The organism is Pseudobutyrivibrio ruminis AD2017 (assembly GCF_000424305.1).
Taxonomy (GTDB): Bacteria; Bacillota; Clostridia; order Lachnospirales; family Lachnospiraceae; genus Pseudobutyrivibrio; species Pseudobutyrivibrio ruminis_B.
Genome location: NZ_KE384162.1, coordinates 476,879 through 491,809 on the forward strand (window position 1 = coordinate 476,879; position 14,931 = coordinate 491,809).

11 protein-coding genes are annotated in these 14,931 nt (G+C 33.9%); all 11 read right to left on the reverse strand.

Translation table 11 applies throughout. From position 1 onward, the window contains the following. Window positions 1-123 precede the first annotated feature (123 nt). The 11 genes from G611_RS0112460 to G611_RS0112510 all read right to left on the reverse strand — a co-directional run bounded on the left by G611_RS0112460 (window position 124) and on the right by G611_RS0112510 (window position 14,929). Window positions 124-780: a hypothetical protein gene (locus tag G611_RS0112460; protein WP_028243913.1), complete on the reverse strand. Its 657-nt coding sequence runs from the start codon at window positions 778-780 to the stop codon at window positions 124-126. 37 nt (window positions 781-817) lie between these two features. Next, a complete protein-coding gene (locus G611_RS0112465; RefSeq protein WP_028243914.1) occupies window positions 818-3,523 on the reverse strand; it encodes a tetratricopeptide repeat protein in 2,706 nt (901 codons plus the stop codon). Between the two features lie 9 nt (window positions 3,524-3,532). Beyond that, complete coding sequence (locus tag G611_RS14885; RefSeq protein WP_051195255.1) at window positions 3,533-4,357, reverse strand: DNA/RNA non-specific endonuclease; 825 nt, start codon at window positions 4,355-4,357, stop codon at window positions 3,533-3,535. A gap of 1 nt (window position 4,358) precedes the next feature. Beyond that, the gene (locus G611_RS0112475; RefSeq protein WP_028243915.1) at window positions 4,359-4,943 is read right to left on the reverse strand and encodes a rhomboid family intramembrane serine protease; all 585 of its coding nucleotides are present in this window, start codon (window positions 4,941-4,943) and stop codon (window positions 4,359-4,361) included. Window positions 4,944-5,012: 69 nt separating this feature from the next. Further along, window positions 5,013-6,209 carry a toxic anion resistance protein gene (locus G611_RS0112480; RefSeq protein ID WP_028243916.1) on the reverse strand — a complete coding sequence of 399 codons (1,197 nt, stop codon included), beginning with the start codon at window positions 6,207-6,209 and terminating at the stop codon, window positions 5,013-5,015. 10 nt (window positions 6,210-6,219) lie between these two features. After that, the gene (locus tag G611_RS0112485; protein WP_028243917.1) at window positions 6,220-7,479 is read right to left on the reverse strand and encodes a hypothetical protein; all 1,260 of its coding nucleotides are present in this window, start codon (window positions 7,477-7,479) and stop codon (window positions 6,220-6,222) included. Between the two features lie 15 nt (window positions 7,480-7,494). Beyond that, window positions 7,495-9,357, reverse strand: a complete 1,863-nt coding sequence (locus G611_RS0112490; protein ID WP_028243918.1) for a 3'-5' exonuclease — start codon at window positions 9,355-9,357, stop codon at window positions 7,495-7,497. A gap of 31 nt (window positions 9,358-9,388) precedes the next feature. Further along, window positions 9,389-9,574, reverse strand: a complete 186-nt coding sequence (locus tag G611_RS0112495; protein WP_028243919.1) for a hypothetical protein — start codon at window positions 9,572-9,574, stop codon at window positions 9,389-9,391. Continuing rightward, complete coding sequence (locus tag G611_RS0112500) at window positions 9,567-12,218, reverse strand: hypothetical protein (protein ID WP_028243920.1); 2,652 nt, start codon at window positions 12,216-12,218, stop codon at window positions 9,567-9,569. The genes G611_RS0112495 and G611_RS0112500 overlap by 8 nt, the downstream gene beginning before the upstream one ends. Beyond that, window positions 12,211-14,688 carry a UvrD-helicase domain-containing protein gene (locus G611_RS0112505; protein WP_028243921.1) on the reverse strand — a complete coding sequence of 826 codons (2,478 nt, stop codon included), beginning with the start codon at window positions 14,686-14,688 and terminating at the stop codon, window positions 12,211-12,213. The genes G611_RS0112500 and G611_RS0112505 overlap by 8 nt, the downstream gene beginning before the upstream one ends. A 25-nt stretch (window positions 14,689-14,713) precedes the next feature. Next, complete coding sequence (locus tag G611_RS0112510) at window positions 14,714-14,929, reverse strand: YdbC family protein (RefSeq protein ID WP_028243922.1); 216 nt, start codon at window positions 14,927-14,929, stop codon at window positions 14,714-14,716. Window positions 14,930-14,931: the final 2 nt, after the last annotated feature.

The window sequence follows — 14,931 nt, forward strand, 5'->3', positions numbered from 1 at the left end:
AATTATAACAGACAAGCACATTATAGCAATAACGAAAGCTTTTCAACCAAATGCATGCACGCGCCTACGTCCTAAATTTCAAAAATCAAAACTTCAGACGTAGTGTATCAATATTTAATACCCTTAGTGTGTCTTAAGCTTAGTTATATCAATTGTATAATAATCAAGTGATATTTCTTTTTTTACAGGATTATTCACAATAATATTTACTACGAATAACTTTGAATATTTTTCATAACAAATTGATTCTTTACAATATAATTCCCAATACTCAAAACACCACTCATAATATAATCGTGCAGCTTTATTACCTGGAATTGATTTAAAATAATAATTCCAGAGGCTGCTCAAAACAACCAATCCATATTCAGGGTTATCATTGAAAATAAGTCGATTAAGGATGAAGTATGTTAAGATTTGAATGTATGGCTGCTTTTTAGGAATAATGAGAACTCCCCCATCATTAACCCATCGAACCCATTGAACAAAAGAATCACTTTCTTTATTCAATTGCTTAAGTATGCCAAGATCGAAACCAATGATTCCAGTATACTTTTTCATAACATCTGTATCATCAAAAATCATTTTAGGATTATAATTTGTTAATTTGTATTTTTCATATACAGAAATCAAATCATCACCGGCTTCCGGTATTAATTTGTAAAATCGATTATTATCAACTTCTGCTAAATCAATATAAATAGTTTCAGCTTGTTCTACAATGAAATTATTTATATTAAAATTTTTAAAATCAAAAATAATTCGCTCTGTCCCCTGCATATATTACCCCCCTATAATAATGCAATTTTTTTAACAACTATAATACTTCGCCAGCAATAATTGATGCTAACATTTGATGTTGATATGAATCTTCTGCATACCAACACCCCAATTCATGATTCCATCTCCAGCCTTGCTTTCGCAATGTCCTTTTAATAAAACTAGATGGCATATCCGAAAAATAGATTTCTAGTTTTCCTTCATCCACAATACGTTTACAGAAACTATTTTCAGCTCTTAACAGTTCATCTATCGATGGCTTAGTTTCATTGCTGCGTTGAACTCTTTCCGACTTATCATTAATCAAAGAATTCATTTCAATAATGCTATGTTTAATACTATTGATATCTACTAATTCACTATTTATATTAACAATAACATCATCCATAAAATAATAGTCATACTTATATATAGATAACACGAGTTTTATATCCAAAAGTTCCCCTTCTTTTAGACACATATCATTCTTTATCTCATAATAAAAATTAATCCAGTCACCATCTCCACTTTTTCTTTTAAGTACTATATCTTTACAATCAGATTTTTTGATAAGGGTCACGTCATTTAAAGTCATTTCATTTAATAATATTTTCCATTCATCTGAAAATCCACTATCTAACCAAAAATCCAAACGAATAATATTTCCATCATATAATACTCCACCATACTCTAAAGAATAATCCTCAGCATCACATATACAAAGATTACCGATTGCTGGTCTATCAACATAAAAACTACTATTCTTATCATAATCTACCGAAGGCATTACTATATCAGCTTCGGTATTACCACTTTTTAAAGACCTTATATCTGAAACTGCAGCCATACCACTAACATCAGGAATATTCTTCATACAGTATTTTCCTGATGAATCTATTCCTCGCTTTTTAGCATCGTTAATCTCAATTGAGAAAATTACATCATCTGATTTGCCTCTAATTGATTCTTTTAGATTAACATAATAATCGCCACTATCTACTGCTGAAACAAATTCTCCAATTTCCTCAAAGAAAGCAATCCTTTTATTATTTATGGTCGCTTCTTTAAGATATATAAATCGTTTCCTTCCTGAAAAATTATATACTCTAAAAATCAGTTGTGTTATATCAACAAGATTATTTACCCCTATAAACTGAATTGTAATACCATCATTATTGTATAAATAATAATTATCTTTACTTTGTGTATAAATAGAATTATCAGAAGCTAATTCAATGAGTTTACCTACACGAATTTTGTCAAATTCATATACCGACTTGAATAAACGTACCGCTTCTGTAATATTTTTCTCAGTTCCTAATCCAAATAAACAATTCAATCCATGACACACAATACATTCCTGCCTCATGGTCCCATCATTCATTCCTTTAATAAAACAAGAATCTGCTAAAGCATCATCTCTATCAACACCTATTCCCCTTTTATAACAAATCCCTAAATAATAATATGCATCGGAGACTCCTTGAGTTTTTGCCATGTTTAGATAATAAAAACCAAGTTTTATTTCTTCCTCAGACTTACCATTAATCAAACGCTTTGCCTCAGCCATTATAGATAAATCATCAAGAGTAAACGCATAGTATTCCGTTAGTTTTTTAATAGCTTTTTCATGATTGTATATAGCAGCTGATAATAATAGATTCTTTGCTTTTAATTTCCTCTTAATTCCGACACTAGAACCATTCAAAATATCGATTGCAAGCCAATACTGAGCATCCGGAATACCAACTTTAGCATATTCCTTAATCAAAGAAATAGGTGTATCACTTCTAAAAACCAATTTCGGATTATTCTCTTTTTGCCATCCTGGGAAAAATTTTGAGAGCTTATTGTCATATCCTCCATATGGATTTAATATGTATGCTGATATCCAACAATTCTTCGCTTTCACTTTATTAAGTTTACAAGGCGATTTTCCCTCATAAAACATCTTAGCTAATTTTGAATAAGCATCTGGATTTGAACCTTTTGTGGCTTCAATAAACCACTTTACAGCTAAAGCACTTCCTTTTTCTGTTCCTTTATTTTCAAAAAAACATCCAATTTTATATTGAGCCTCAGCATTTCCAACTAAAGCGGCTTGCATTATCCAATAATTAGAATGAAAATAATCATTTAAGTCCAAATAACGATTTGCTAATTCTAAATAGTCATTATCCTCAATTGAAGAAAAAACAATTGTTTCAGTTTCTTTAGGTCGTATAGACTCAAGATAATCTTCTAATCGTTCCTCTTCCTCCTCTTCCTCCTTTTTCTTTATTTTCTCCTTTAATTTTTGTTTTTCAAAAGCTTCATGTGCTATTTGAACTACTTCATTTATATCAGTTTTTTCTCCAAGCAATTTTAATGTAAGTCCATAGTCTAATTCGTTTGCTTTACAAAAACTTGAAATTGATGGGTATTCGCCCCCATTGTAGTCAATCTGTATATGTTGAGGATTAGGCTTATTACTTCTGCATTCGTTAATTATCTCTTCTATACTCATTAAAGATTTATAATACCAATAAGCCTTACTCTGTTTTATATTCATTGCTCTGCAAAATGCAGAAAAAGAATTGTATCTAATATCTTTATAATCAATCTGAATTTTATGCTGCCAATTATAGTTTCTATATGAATTCAATATGGCTTCTAACGAACGGCCTCTAGAAATACCGATTCGCAAATCAATAAGTGGTATAGAATAATCCACAGCAAAATCTACTAAATTATCATACTCTTTATCCTTAAAGCTATAACTCATTTCAAATTACTATTCCTTATTTTTTTTACTCTCACCCGTTAAATAATCAATGTCAATTCCAGGTTGCACATTATACACAAACACATGAAAACACACACCTTCTCCGTCATCTTCAACAGAATATGCTTCCATCTCAACTCCTCTAGCTACAAGTTCTTCTCCCTCGAAGTAAGGACTTACTCTGTATAACACATGATTAGAAGAATTATCTAGATATTTCATTACTTCTTCCTCAAAAGGAAGCATTCCTTCAACATTGAAATACCTAGTACCCGTAATAAGATTTAATTCGTTACCATTTTGTCCTGTTAACGCATATGCGATTAAGTGACATCTGTTATATAAATATGGTGGTTCCGAATCAACTATTCCTGGATACTTTTCTTGATGCCACCCTGAGGGTTTAATATATCCAATAGATTGACGTTCTTCGGTTGGCATCATTTTTTTTTCAAGCATCACAAACGCTGTACCACATCGTCCTAATCGATCTAGCGGAGAATACATTTCTCCGTCTAGATTGTTAATATCATACTTTGTAAACCCAGGTTTATTACCATTTAACTCTATATAGAGTTCACCGCCATATTCAGGAATTTCACTTTTTTCTATATCAACAATACTCGCTGAAAACGTATCGGCATTGTTCTCCATAACCGTATGCTTATTAAAAACTACACGAGTAAAAATAAGCACAACAATAAAGGCACAAAGGACAATAGCAACAAATTTAATTTGCCTGTTTTTCTTTTGCTTAACGCTTTTCCGCCAGAATTTATCGTATTCTTTTTTGCTGTCCCATTTATATTGTCTTCCCGTAATTAAATCCTCCAACTTATCGCGAGTATTTAGATTTTTTGTTCAATACATATCCTAAAAATGCGCCAACTGCTCCACCTACTATATGAGCCATATTAGATATATTATCTGTTACTAGTATTCCCTCTAATACTTGTTGGCCAATATATATGATTGCCACCAAAATAAAAGTAAGAGGGATTTCACCATCCCTAAATCCCGTAAATGAAGCTAAAATAATAAATGCAAATACAACTCCACTTGCTCCACAAAGTGCAATTTCAGGAAAGAATATATAGTTAACTAACCCCGTTACCAACGCAGTAATACCAATTATTTCCGCCAAAGTCTGAGAACCATGTTTCTCTTCCAGCATAGGACCTAGCAACAACAAATATGCCGCATTATTAATAAAATGCTCCCATCCTCCATGGCCGAAAATATGTGTAAAGAATCTCACATACGTAAATAGATTACTTAATGGAGAATGATATGTCATAAAATACTTTTCAGTACTCGTTCCCCCGGTCAAATAGCCAATTATAAGAACAACCAAACATATAAGTACAAAGCTCAAAACTACAGGCGCATTATATGTGATTCTTAATCTTTTCTTATTCATCCAACTTATCCTCACATCTCAATAAAAAAGGAGATACCTGCAGATTTCAAGTATCTCCCAGTGTTTTAGTTATCTGCTTCCTGCTTCTAACAATGCCTGTTTCAACTCATCTTCTATCTTTGCTAACTCTTGCTGCGCTTCTACTCTACGTTTAGAACCTTCCTCATGAATCTTAACCACTTCATTTATTGATGTGATTATATCTGAATTAACTTTTCTAATCGTCTCTATATCAACAATTGCACTTTCTGAAGCAATTGCTGCATCAATAGCACCTTGTTTTAATGTCTCAGCATTACGTCTAAACATTTCATTTGTCATATCAGTGACAGCACTTTGTGCATCTAGAGCTCTTCTAGTATGCTCAATACCAAGCGCTAATACCATCTGGTTTCTCCAGAGTGGGATTGTATTAATAATATCAGAACGAAGTTTATCAACAACTTCTTGATCTGAATTTTGGAGAAGACGTATCTGTGGCGCCATTTGAATAGAAACTAATCTTGTAGTCTCCAAATCAAAAATTCTTTTTTCAAAACGCTTACAAGCATCTGTGTAATCTCTGTACATCTGAATATCAAGCTGATCTTGTGTTAAATCTGCCTTCTGTTGAAGTTCAACAAGCTTTGTAGCTTTAGCCTGTTCTAAAGCTTTTTTCCCAGCAATAATATACATTGTTAATTCCTTGTAAAACTCAAGGTTCATATTGTACATTTCATCATAAACAAATACATCCTTTGTAAGGACTTGCTGATGACGCTGTAAATCTTTTTCTATCTTCTTAATATTAGTCTCCGCGCTTTCATAATTAGAGACTAAATAAGTCACTTTATTTTTCCCTTTCTGGAATAGTCCTAATAAACCTTTCTTTTCTGGTGCAACAGTAGAATTTATTGCAGCTCTTAAATCCCTAAGACTGTCGCCAACCTCTCCAAATTCCTTAGTGCGAACCTTTCCTGTTATTGATGCAGAAAAAGTAGAAATTCCCTTCTGCGCGTTTGCTCCATAAGAATTAAGAACCTTAACATCACTTATATCAATCTGCTTAACAAACTCCTCAACCTGTTTCTTCTCCTCCGCTGTTAGCATAGATTCATCTGTTGAACCAGCTGAAAAAGTGTCATTTGAGGCAGGAGTATCAGCTGCACTTAATACAGGCTCAGCAAAACTTGACATCGATTCTTCTGGATTTAATGTCAATGGCCTAGCTTTAATTCCACTAATTCCTTGTTCCATTATTTTCTGTTCTTCCTTTAATTCTGACATCTTCCTCTCCTTATTTTATCCTTAAGTCATTATCTACATATCCATCTTGGCTCATAACGGCCTCTAATGCTCTTGCTTCCGCATTTAATTCTATTGTTACGAATTTATAAATCTCATCTATCTTCTCATTAACAAGCATAATCAATTTTCTTGTAGCTTGCAAAACATTCTCTCTTATACTTGACAGAATATCATCAGAAGGATTTATCACTTCTAATTCTATCAACTTTAATGTTAATCTTAATGTCTCTGGGGCATAATATTCCTCAAACTGATATATATCAACTTGATAAATATCTTTGTGCTTTTCTATAGATTCCAGTAAAACAGGCATTCTCTCAGTTAATATTTTATAATTTTCGCATATCTCACCTGGCTCCAAGAAATCTACTAACATATGGCAAGCTTTAATGTAATTAGATAAATCTTTCCGTTCAATCAAATCCAAAAATGAGCTCTTATCAAAATCAATTTCTGCCGTTTCAAATTCACCAACCACATCTTCGGAGTCTTCATCATTCTTCTGTAATTTATTAACATAAATAGGATTTTGAATAATAGACAGATCCACTACAATATGCACTTTACGATTATACTTACGCTGTATATCCTCCAACGCTAATCTTTCAAGTTCGATTTGTTTCATCCAAGCATCATCTCTAGGTTGTAATGCCTGATATAAATATAAATTTAACAGTAACGCAAAAGTATTAAATTCTTTAAAAAAATCTTCAACAAACTCAATCCGATCTTCGCCTATATGCTGAAGCAGGTGATAAAAATATCTATTTGTCCAAGTCAAATCAAAACACTCTGCAAAATGCTTTCTATACACACGATTATTTTCAAGCAAGTCAAAATGCTCCGAAGCAGAAACGACTTCACTAAACTTATATATACGTGATATAAACACCTGGAGATGTTTTTCCTTATTTTCAGGTGTGGTATGAAAAGCTCTAATATGTCTATCTGCAACATCAATAGCAAAGTCTTTCCATAGCCTATCAGTATCACACATATCTGGAACATTCCCACTAGAAATTATTTTATCATATTTCTGTGAAAGCAATTTGTACTGCCCCATCACACCTTTTAGTAATTCTTGAATATTCTTTTTTGCCAAATTGCCATCTGAAGGTAATTCTATTAGCCAGTTGTAGATTCTTTCTTGCTGCCTTTTTTTCCACTCTTCTTTCTGCTGTGCTTTTGAATATTCTAGAACATCATCGTAATGGTCTTCTTTATTTCCTTGATAATCAATAAAACCCATTATATATGTTTTCCTTTATTTTTCACTTTTTGTATACCAACTTGGCCTATGCTTAGTGGCCAAACCACCTTCTTCTTTGTAAGTCCAGCGAGCACCAAACTTCTTCTTTGTTTCCTGTAAAATAGGGTCGATACTTTTATCACCAACTACCCATAATGCACCATTCTTTGGTCTCTTATCTAAAACTTCTAAGCCATTGTTAGCAAGAAACGAAACCAAATCCTCAGCTGTATTTTTTTCAACCTTTGCATCCTCACTATTTGTCTTTTTATTAACTGTATTACCAGAATAATCAGTTTGTAATAATGTAGGCCGAGACTTCGTTTCTTTTTCAACACTAGCAGGCTTTTCTTTCTTTATTTCCACTTTTGGAGTAAAGCAAGGTACAGTAATATTAGGCTTTTCTCCTACCAGCTTATATAAATCTGAATTCATATCTGCAATAAATCTAGAACCTTTCCCCCAGAAAGTTAATACCAAATGAAATTTAGCTCTAGTCATAGATACATAGACCAAGTTTCTCATCTGAATCATATATTGCTCATAGGATTCTTCATCTTCTGGCTGATAAGCGTAAGGGAAATTTCCTTCCGCAAACATTGGAATAATAACAACATCAAATTCTAAGCCCTTGGCACCATATGCAGATGCAATTTTAACTCCTGGTTTTGCCATGGAAAAAGTGGAATCCTTCTTCACCTGCTCATGTTGAATATTTTCTGAAGCAAACCATTCTGCATATATTGGAATCTGCTTATTCTTTGCGGCGATTATACCTATAGTAATTCTATCATTTGATTCTTGATACTTTTTTACTAGGTTTACTACATACTTTCTCTCAGCAGCCGCATCCTCAAGATGAACCAGTTCTGGGATATTCCCCTCACGTTCCGGAATAGCTCTAAGGCTTCTATCATCTTCTGACAAAATAGCATCATTTTTAGAGCGGACCGATTCTGCTAAGGCATCTATCTGCTTAGTTGTTCTCATAGACTTTGTAAGCTTCTTAGTTGTTGTCTCAATTCCAAGTTGCTTCGCTGTCCATTGTTTATTGAAAATTCGCTGATTTGCATCCATGGCAACAATCATATTTTTGTTGTAAAGCATCATAATTGCTGTCATTTGAGCGAGTGACAAATCTTGCGCTTCATCAATCAAAATATAATCAAACTTCATCCTATCTGGAATAAGCTCAGGATGACGCACAATAAATAAAGTCTGATCTGCCCAATCAGCCTGCTTAGTTCTCTCAAGATGTTCACAATAACAGGTGAATAGCTGATATGCTGTAACTCTATCATTTGCACTCATGCGTACCTTACCACCACGACCTTTACGTGGAATTGTAAGATACAAATCCATATCATCCTTCCAAATATTCATATCCTTCATCCAATCGAATTCTTCAATCCAAAACTCAGGCTCAATTGAATGAAATCTATGCTTACCATATTTTGTCTGATGTGCACGTATGGCTTTATTAACATTTTCAATTCTTGTTTTCTCTGCATTTCTCCCCCAAGGATACTTTCTCTTAGGTGCAGCACCACAGACAGTTAAAAGCTCATACAAATCGCTTATATAGGAATTTATAGTATTTACCAGAACTCCATCTTCTGCAGTACCATTTACCTGTAAAAATTCTCTTGTAGTAGAAACTAACGTATTCTGAAATGTAAAAATAGCGACCTTGTTTTTTGCATCTGGACCATACTTTTCCACTAGTTTTCTTGCAGCTTGCATCAAAACTAAGCTTTTGCCTGCCCCTGCATATCCTTTAACCATTAAAGTACGATCACCGCTATACTTTAGACAAGCCTGCTGCTCGTCTGTAAGCTCTATTTCCTGGTGATAGGCATCATATAATTTCTCTGCCATGCCCAGCCTCCTAACACTAATTATTTATACTCTAAATATCATCCTCTAAATCTAAATCAGCAAGAATATCATCAACTTCATCTAAATCAATATCTGAAAATGCTGTTGATGGGTCAATTAACTCTATTCCTGCCCCCTCAATTTCAGGAATAGAAATACCATCATCATCAGTACTCCAGTTATCAGCAATCTTCTGCCAAAAATTTTTATTAATCATAATAGTTCTCCTGGTCCACCTCGTAGATTGCATTACGGCAATAACTAACATGCGGACAAAAACTACAAGCTAATTGAACAGGATCAAAATCGCCAATCATTTCCTCAGGAGAAGCCTTAAGCTTTTCATACAAATCAAGACCAGTACGTCCGTCAGGAGTAACTAGTTTTCCAAATCTATTTTTTGTAGCTTCCCTAACAAAGTGATTAGGATAATGGATTTTTATTCGTTCATCTGTATAATACTTTCCTCCACATTGAGTTCGATTACCATAATCAAAATCATTTTCACCATTATCGTAGGAAATGTAATCATATACTTGACGTTTTTCACTCTTTCGTAAGGTGGGAAACAGTTCCATCACATTACGATACACCTCATCAACCTTCATTCCCTGTTCCTTCATAAGGTTATAAATTGCAGAAATCAAGGCATTCAAGGCATAACTTTGTTGGAAATCAGAGTCATAGGTTGGATACTTTTCCAAAACATAACTTATGGTATATTTCATAGGACATAAAGCATAAGCCATTCTCGCTTCCTTAATGATTCCTCTTGGAGCCTTGTCCCTATCGTATTTTTCTATTTTTCCTTTTCCTTCTGGAGTCTGCCATACTCTATTGAAAGTAATAGAATCTCTTGTTGAAGGTTCAATTTCTATTCCAGTAGCTTTAGCTATAAGTTTAAGATATGGAGATGGTGCCAATAACTTCTCGCTCATCTCACTAATCCAAGATAAGCATACAGACTTATTCTTTAATGCGGCATACATAAAGTAGCGATTACATAAAACTGTAGCATCCATAATCTGAATCATGTTTGATATCAACGGATTCTTTGTTTTTTCGTAACATTCTAGAATCTTACCCTTTGTCAAAGGCCAGATATAATCCTTATTTCCACCTGGGATTGTGTTTATATCACACATACAGATATGTGCTTTACTATAATTCTTTACAGCTTCAGCCTCTACGAAAAACAATGGTCTAACAAAACCTACTCTACTTGTTTCAATCTCACTATCATCAAATCTTCCACAAATAAATAAATCTAATGCTCTCGCTATATCAACAGGAGAACACTCCGCTATATAACTGTTAGACTGATTTAGTTTCTCGAAAATATCTTGGACAATAACTCGTTCTTCTTCATAAAGCTCGTTAGAGATTTCGCTTCTTTTTAGTATGTTATTGAGTTTACCAAGATGTTCATTAACTTTAATATTTCCATTATTTCCAAACAGCTCCTTAGCCATATCAAGCAACTGATTAATAAGTGCCAATATAACATCAAGCTTTTCTGGCTCAACTGAAAACATTCCAAAATTATCAAAAGGATTCGCTATTGCTTCCTGCCATCTTGAAATAGCTGGATCTACATCAAGTTCAACATTAAACGGCTCTAATACTTCGGTTCTTATTTCCTTTAATCTGCCAATTCTTTGCTCCCACTGTTCAATCGTGTTGCAGTCTCTAAAAAATGGTATAAGGTGCAATAAATCTTGCATATACTGCTTACCTGACACGCCATTGACTGATAACCAACCTGAAGCAAAACAATCGATAAGACTATCTGTGTCTAGGGATATCGTTTGTTGTTCCTCATCCCACATTTTGTTTAAGGAACTAATAAATTGTCCGATTGGATAGGCAAGAATCTTTCTTTCTCCATATTCATCTGGGAAATAATCCTTCAACATTTCATTTACATCGCGCTGATTTGCAGCGTACATTGTAAAATCCTCAGATTTAATGCGCTTGACATCATCTACAAATTCCATGACAGTTGCGTATTCTTTTATCTCAAGATTATTTTCTATTGAAACCTGTTCCTCTCCTTCAAACAACAAGCCATAGGCATCGTACTCGTCAGATTTTTCAATCTTCCACTGTGATTTAGGAACATAACCATTTTCCTCAGAATAATACTTGTCCCAAATTTCATAGGCAAACGGGAAGCGTTCGTCGTAAGGTATAAAGTAAATCAGCTCATAACCGGCCTTTTCCATAAGTCTCATTACATGCTCCTGAATAGGAGTAATATAATAGAATCCATGAAAAACAATTGCTGTAGCTTCTGATAATCCACCAATATTAAATGCCTGCAAGAATACTTTTTCCCATTCATCTTTGGAAGTCATTTTAGCCATTTGTTTTTTATAGTTACTAATTGAAGAATCTCTCTTTTCCAGATATTTCCAGGCCTCAATTAATAGTTGTAAATTTCTGTCGCCTTCACCATTCAGTTGCTCTGGTTCAATTTCTGCTTCTACAAGCAAATTAATAGCAGACAGTAACGAATCAATATTTCTACTACAGCCCGTAAGCCAATTTAATTCTTTCTCGTCTTTAGCCGCATTTGTTTTATTTCTTAAAAACTCCGATAAAACAATTGTCTCATTAAACTTAGCTTGGTCGCTTGTCCATAATCTATTAATACCTGTAGTAATGTTTCTAAATTCAGTTATATTTAATTTGCCACTGTAGGAAATAACTTCGTCTTTTCTTTCAATACCAACCGAACCAATAAATCCTTTTCTTAAATCAGCAGAAACAGTGATGATTGGATATTTCGCCAATTCTTCAAAATAAGGATTATCCGTTATCTTAGTTAAATCAGTATAGGTATAAACTCTTCTACTCATAATCAACACCTACTTCAGCCAACAACGAACCCCACGAAGGATTCGAATGTTTTTTAGGAATAAAGCAAATAAAATGATTTATCGCTCTAGTCATTGCAACATACAAAATTCTAGTTTCTTCCTGAAGAACTGCTAAATCTTCTTTTTTTCTCATTTCATCATAATAGCTACTCTGCATTTCTTCATAGAAATATCTTTTGCCTTTTCCTTTCTTGTCTCCGTTATAAGCCCAAGAAACCTTTTTTCTTAATGGATCAACCAATATTTCTGTTCCAGTATTTATGATTAAACCACGTTTTGTATAAGGAACAAATACAGTGTCAAATTCCAAACCTTTCGCCTTGTGTACAGTCATTATTAACACTGATGTATAATCATCAACTGACTGAACCTCAGCTTCACTTTCAGAACGATTTGTTGCAACATTAAGCTTCAAGAAATTGTAGACATCGTAGATACTAACTTTTTCTCCACCTAGATTCCTTTGAATGATTTCCATAAGCTTTTCAAGATTTGCTTGATATTGTCTTGCTTCAGCAAAAGTTTGAGCATTACATCGTTTCTCTTCCCATCCCTGCTCTGTAAGAATAGCTTTTCTGTTAATGATATAGTTATCAATAACCGAAACATCATCAAGAATTTCCTTAAAAACAGAAAGCACAGGCTTTAATCTCATATCCTTATGGTATTGCTTCCAATTAGTTTGGTCGAGGAAATGGTTTAAGTAATCTACCAAATTATCATAATCACCATGAAGCATCTCCATAGCATTAACATCCATTGAATCAATGTCACCAGCATATGGTGTTAATAAATAATTGAAAATATGTTTTGGCTCATCAGGAAACATAAACGATGTAACCAGAATATAAAAATCTCTAACGGCCTCACTTGCAAAGAAACTTCCATCTTCTCTCACTGAAGCGGGAATCTTATTACGTCGCAAGAGCGATGCACACATTGATACTTCTTTATGAGTTCTAGTAAGCAAAACAACTCTTGTTTTCTCTGACTTAGGAACCTCTTTATCCTCTACACGACGTTCCAAATCATTTAATCTTTGACTTACTAAGTCGGCAAACTTATTTCTAAAATCGTCCGTCTCATCATCAACCAAAAGCATTTTACAAATGCCTGCCTTTTGATTGAAAGGTATTACAGCCTTATCATATTGTAAATATCCTTCTTTTCCCCAAGCTCTAAAGTATTGATCCATCTTGCGCAAAACAGATGCCGAGGTACGGTAGTTATTCACTAGTTCAAAGTTTACTGCATCCTTTATCTTATTCTCGAACATATATCTTCGAAGAATATCAAAAGCCTGCTCGTTAGCTCCTCTAAATCGATAAATACTTTGTTTAACATCGCCCACGACAAACAGCGTTGCACCTAGTAGTTTTACTAAATAACATGCAACCATGATCTGTGATAAGTCAGAATCCTGGAACTCATCAATAAACAAATATTTCATAGAAATATCTGGACTTGGAAGATATTCTGACTTGAGTACTTCTTGAAGGTCACGCATAATATCATCTAAACCAACACCTTCATTTTTTCTTTTTATATCAAAATATTCATCATCCAATTTCGGTATAATTTCCGTAACTGCCTTATGAAAAGCAGCAGAGGCTTTGTCCGCTGGCGTTCCCCAATCCATATGCTCCATATCCGAATGAGAAACTCCTAACTGTAGAAATCTAGACCAATACTGTGTTAATAACCCATTTGCTCTATAAAATGGTATTCCTAATTGTCCTTTGATAGACATTGTGTCATCCAATTTTCCATCAAGAGCATTTTTTATTATCTCAGCTTTTTCATACTTGTAGCTGCGAATGTTAAGATTTTTTGTAAATCCCTCACCAATTCCATATTCCCTGAGCATCTGATACGCGAAGCTATGAATTGTAGATATGTTCATTTGAGATTGTTCTTCTAACCAACGCAAATAAATCTCTTTACGCGTCAATTCGTAACGAGCTACCAACGCATCCTGAAGTCTCTTGTTCATCTGATTAGTGGCATCATTAGTAAACGTAATCATATAGATTTCAGGCAAATGCAACCCAGGCTGTGTATGCATCAAATAAAGAATTCGATCTATCATTACAGTAGTCTTGCCTGTTCCAGCAGATGCCTGAACAACAATATGCTCATCAGCTTTGCAATGTTCAACAAGATACTGTGCAGAATTAAATAATGGACATTGCGGCTCCAAATATTTTTCTACGAAATTTTCTTCATCATCGCCATCAATTATTATCTTCTTTTCTGGAAAAGGCACAGAATATGCCTGAAACAAAAAAATATCTGCATAAGCCTTATGACTAGCTTTTATTGCTTTAACTTTTTCAGAATCCTGTGTAAACCAAATCACCTTTATGCCAGATTCCAACCATTTCTTAATTTTTTCTTCATACTCTGCATAAGATTGATTGCAGAGCAATATGGAATATAAAGGTTCCATATTGTTATACCTCCAAATATGAGAATTAAAGAGTATCTAATAAGCCGTATAAAGCTTGTATTTCTTCATCACTTAAAGTTATTCCCTTGCCCATTTTCTCATGTCCAGGTGCCCAATCGCGAATATCATACTTTGCCTCACGTCCATTCCAAGAAACCTTATTAAGCTCTTTTCTCCAGCCATTACTTCCTTCAGATAAAACACCAATTTCTTCTACAATCTCATAATTAAAATCTGCCATTT

Excerpts from the sequence above, each read along its gene's own strand:
- G611_RS0112510 (WP_028243922.1), bottom strand. The coding sequence starts at position 14,929 with ATGGCAGATTTTAATTATGAGATTGTAGAAGAAATTGGTGTTTTATCT.
- G611_RS0112505 (WP_028243921.1), bottom strand. The coding sequence starts at position 14,688 with ATGGAACCTTTATATTCCATATTGCTCTGCAATCAATCTTATGCAGAG.
- G611_RS0112495 (WP_028243919.1), bottom strand. The coding sequence starts at position 9,574 with ATGATTAATAAAAATTTTTGGCAGAAGATTGCTGATAACTGGAGTACT.
- G611_RS0112490 (WP_028243918.1), bottom strand. The coding sequence starts at position 9,357 with ATGGCAGAGAAATTATATGATGCCTATCACCAGGAAATAGAGCTTACA.
- G611_RS0112465 (WP_028243914.1), bottom strand. The coding sequence starts at position 3,523 with ATGAGTTATAGCTTTAAGGATAAAGAGTATGATAATTTAGTAGATTTT.
- G611_RS0112460 (WP_028243913.1), bottom strand. The coding sequence starts at position 780 with ATGCAGGGGACAGAGCGAATTATTTTTGATTTTAAAAATTTTAATATA.
- G611_RS0112485 (WP_028243917.1), bottom strand. The coding sequence starts at position 7,479 with ATGGGTTTTATTGATTATCAAGGAAATAAAGAAGACCATTACGATGAT.
- G611_RS0112480 (WP_028243916.1), bottom strand. The coding sequence starts at position 6,209 with ATGTCAGAATTAAAGGAAGAACAGAAAATAATGGAACAAGGAATTAGT.
- G611_RS0112475 (WP_028243915.1), bottom strand. The coding sequence starts at position 4,943 with ATGAATAAGAAAAGATTAAGAATCACATATAATGCGCCTGTAGTTTTG.
- G611_RS0112500 (WP_028243920.1), bottom strand. The coding sequence starts at position 12,218 with ATGAGTAGAAGAGTTTATACCTATACTGATTTAACTAAGATAACGGAT.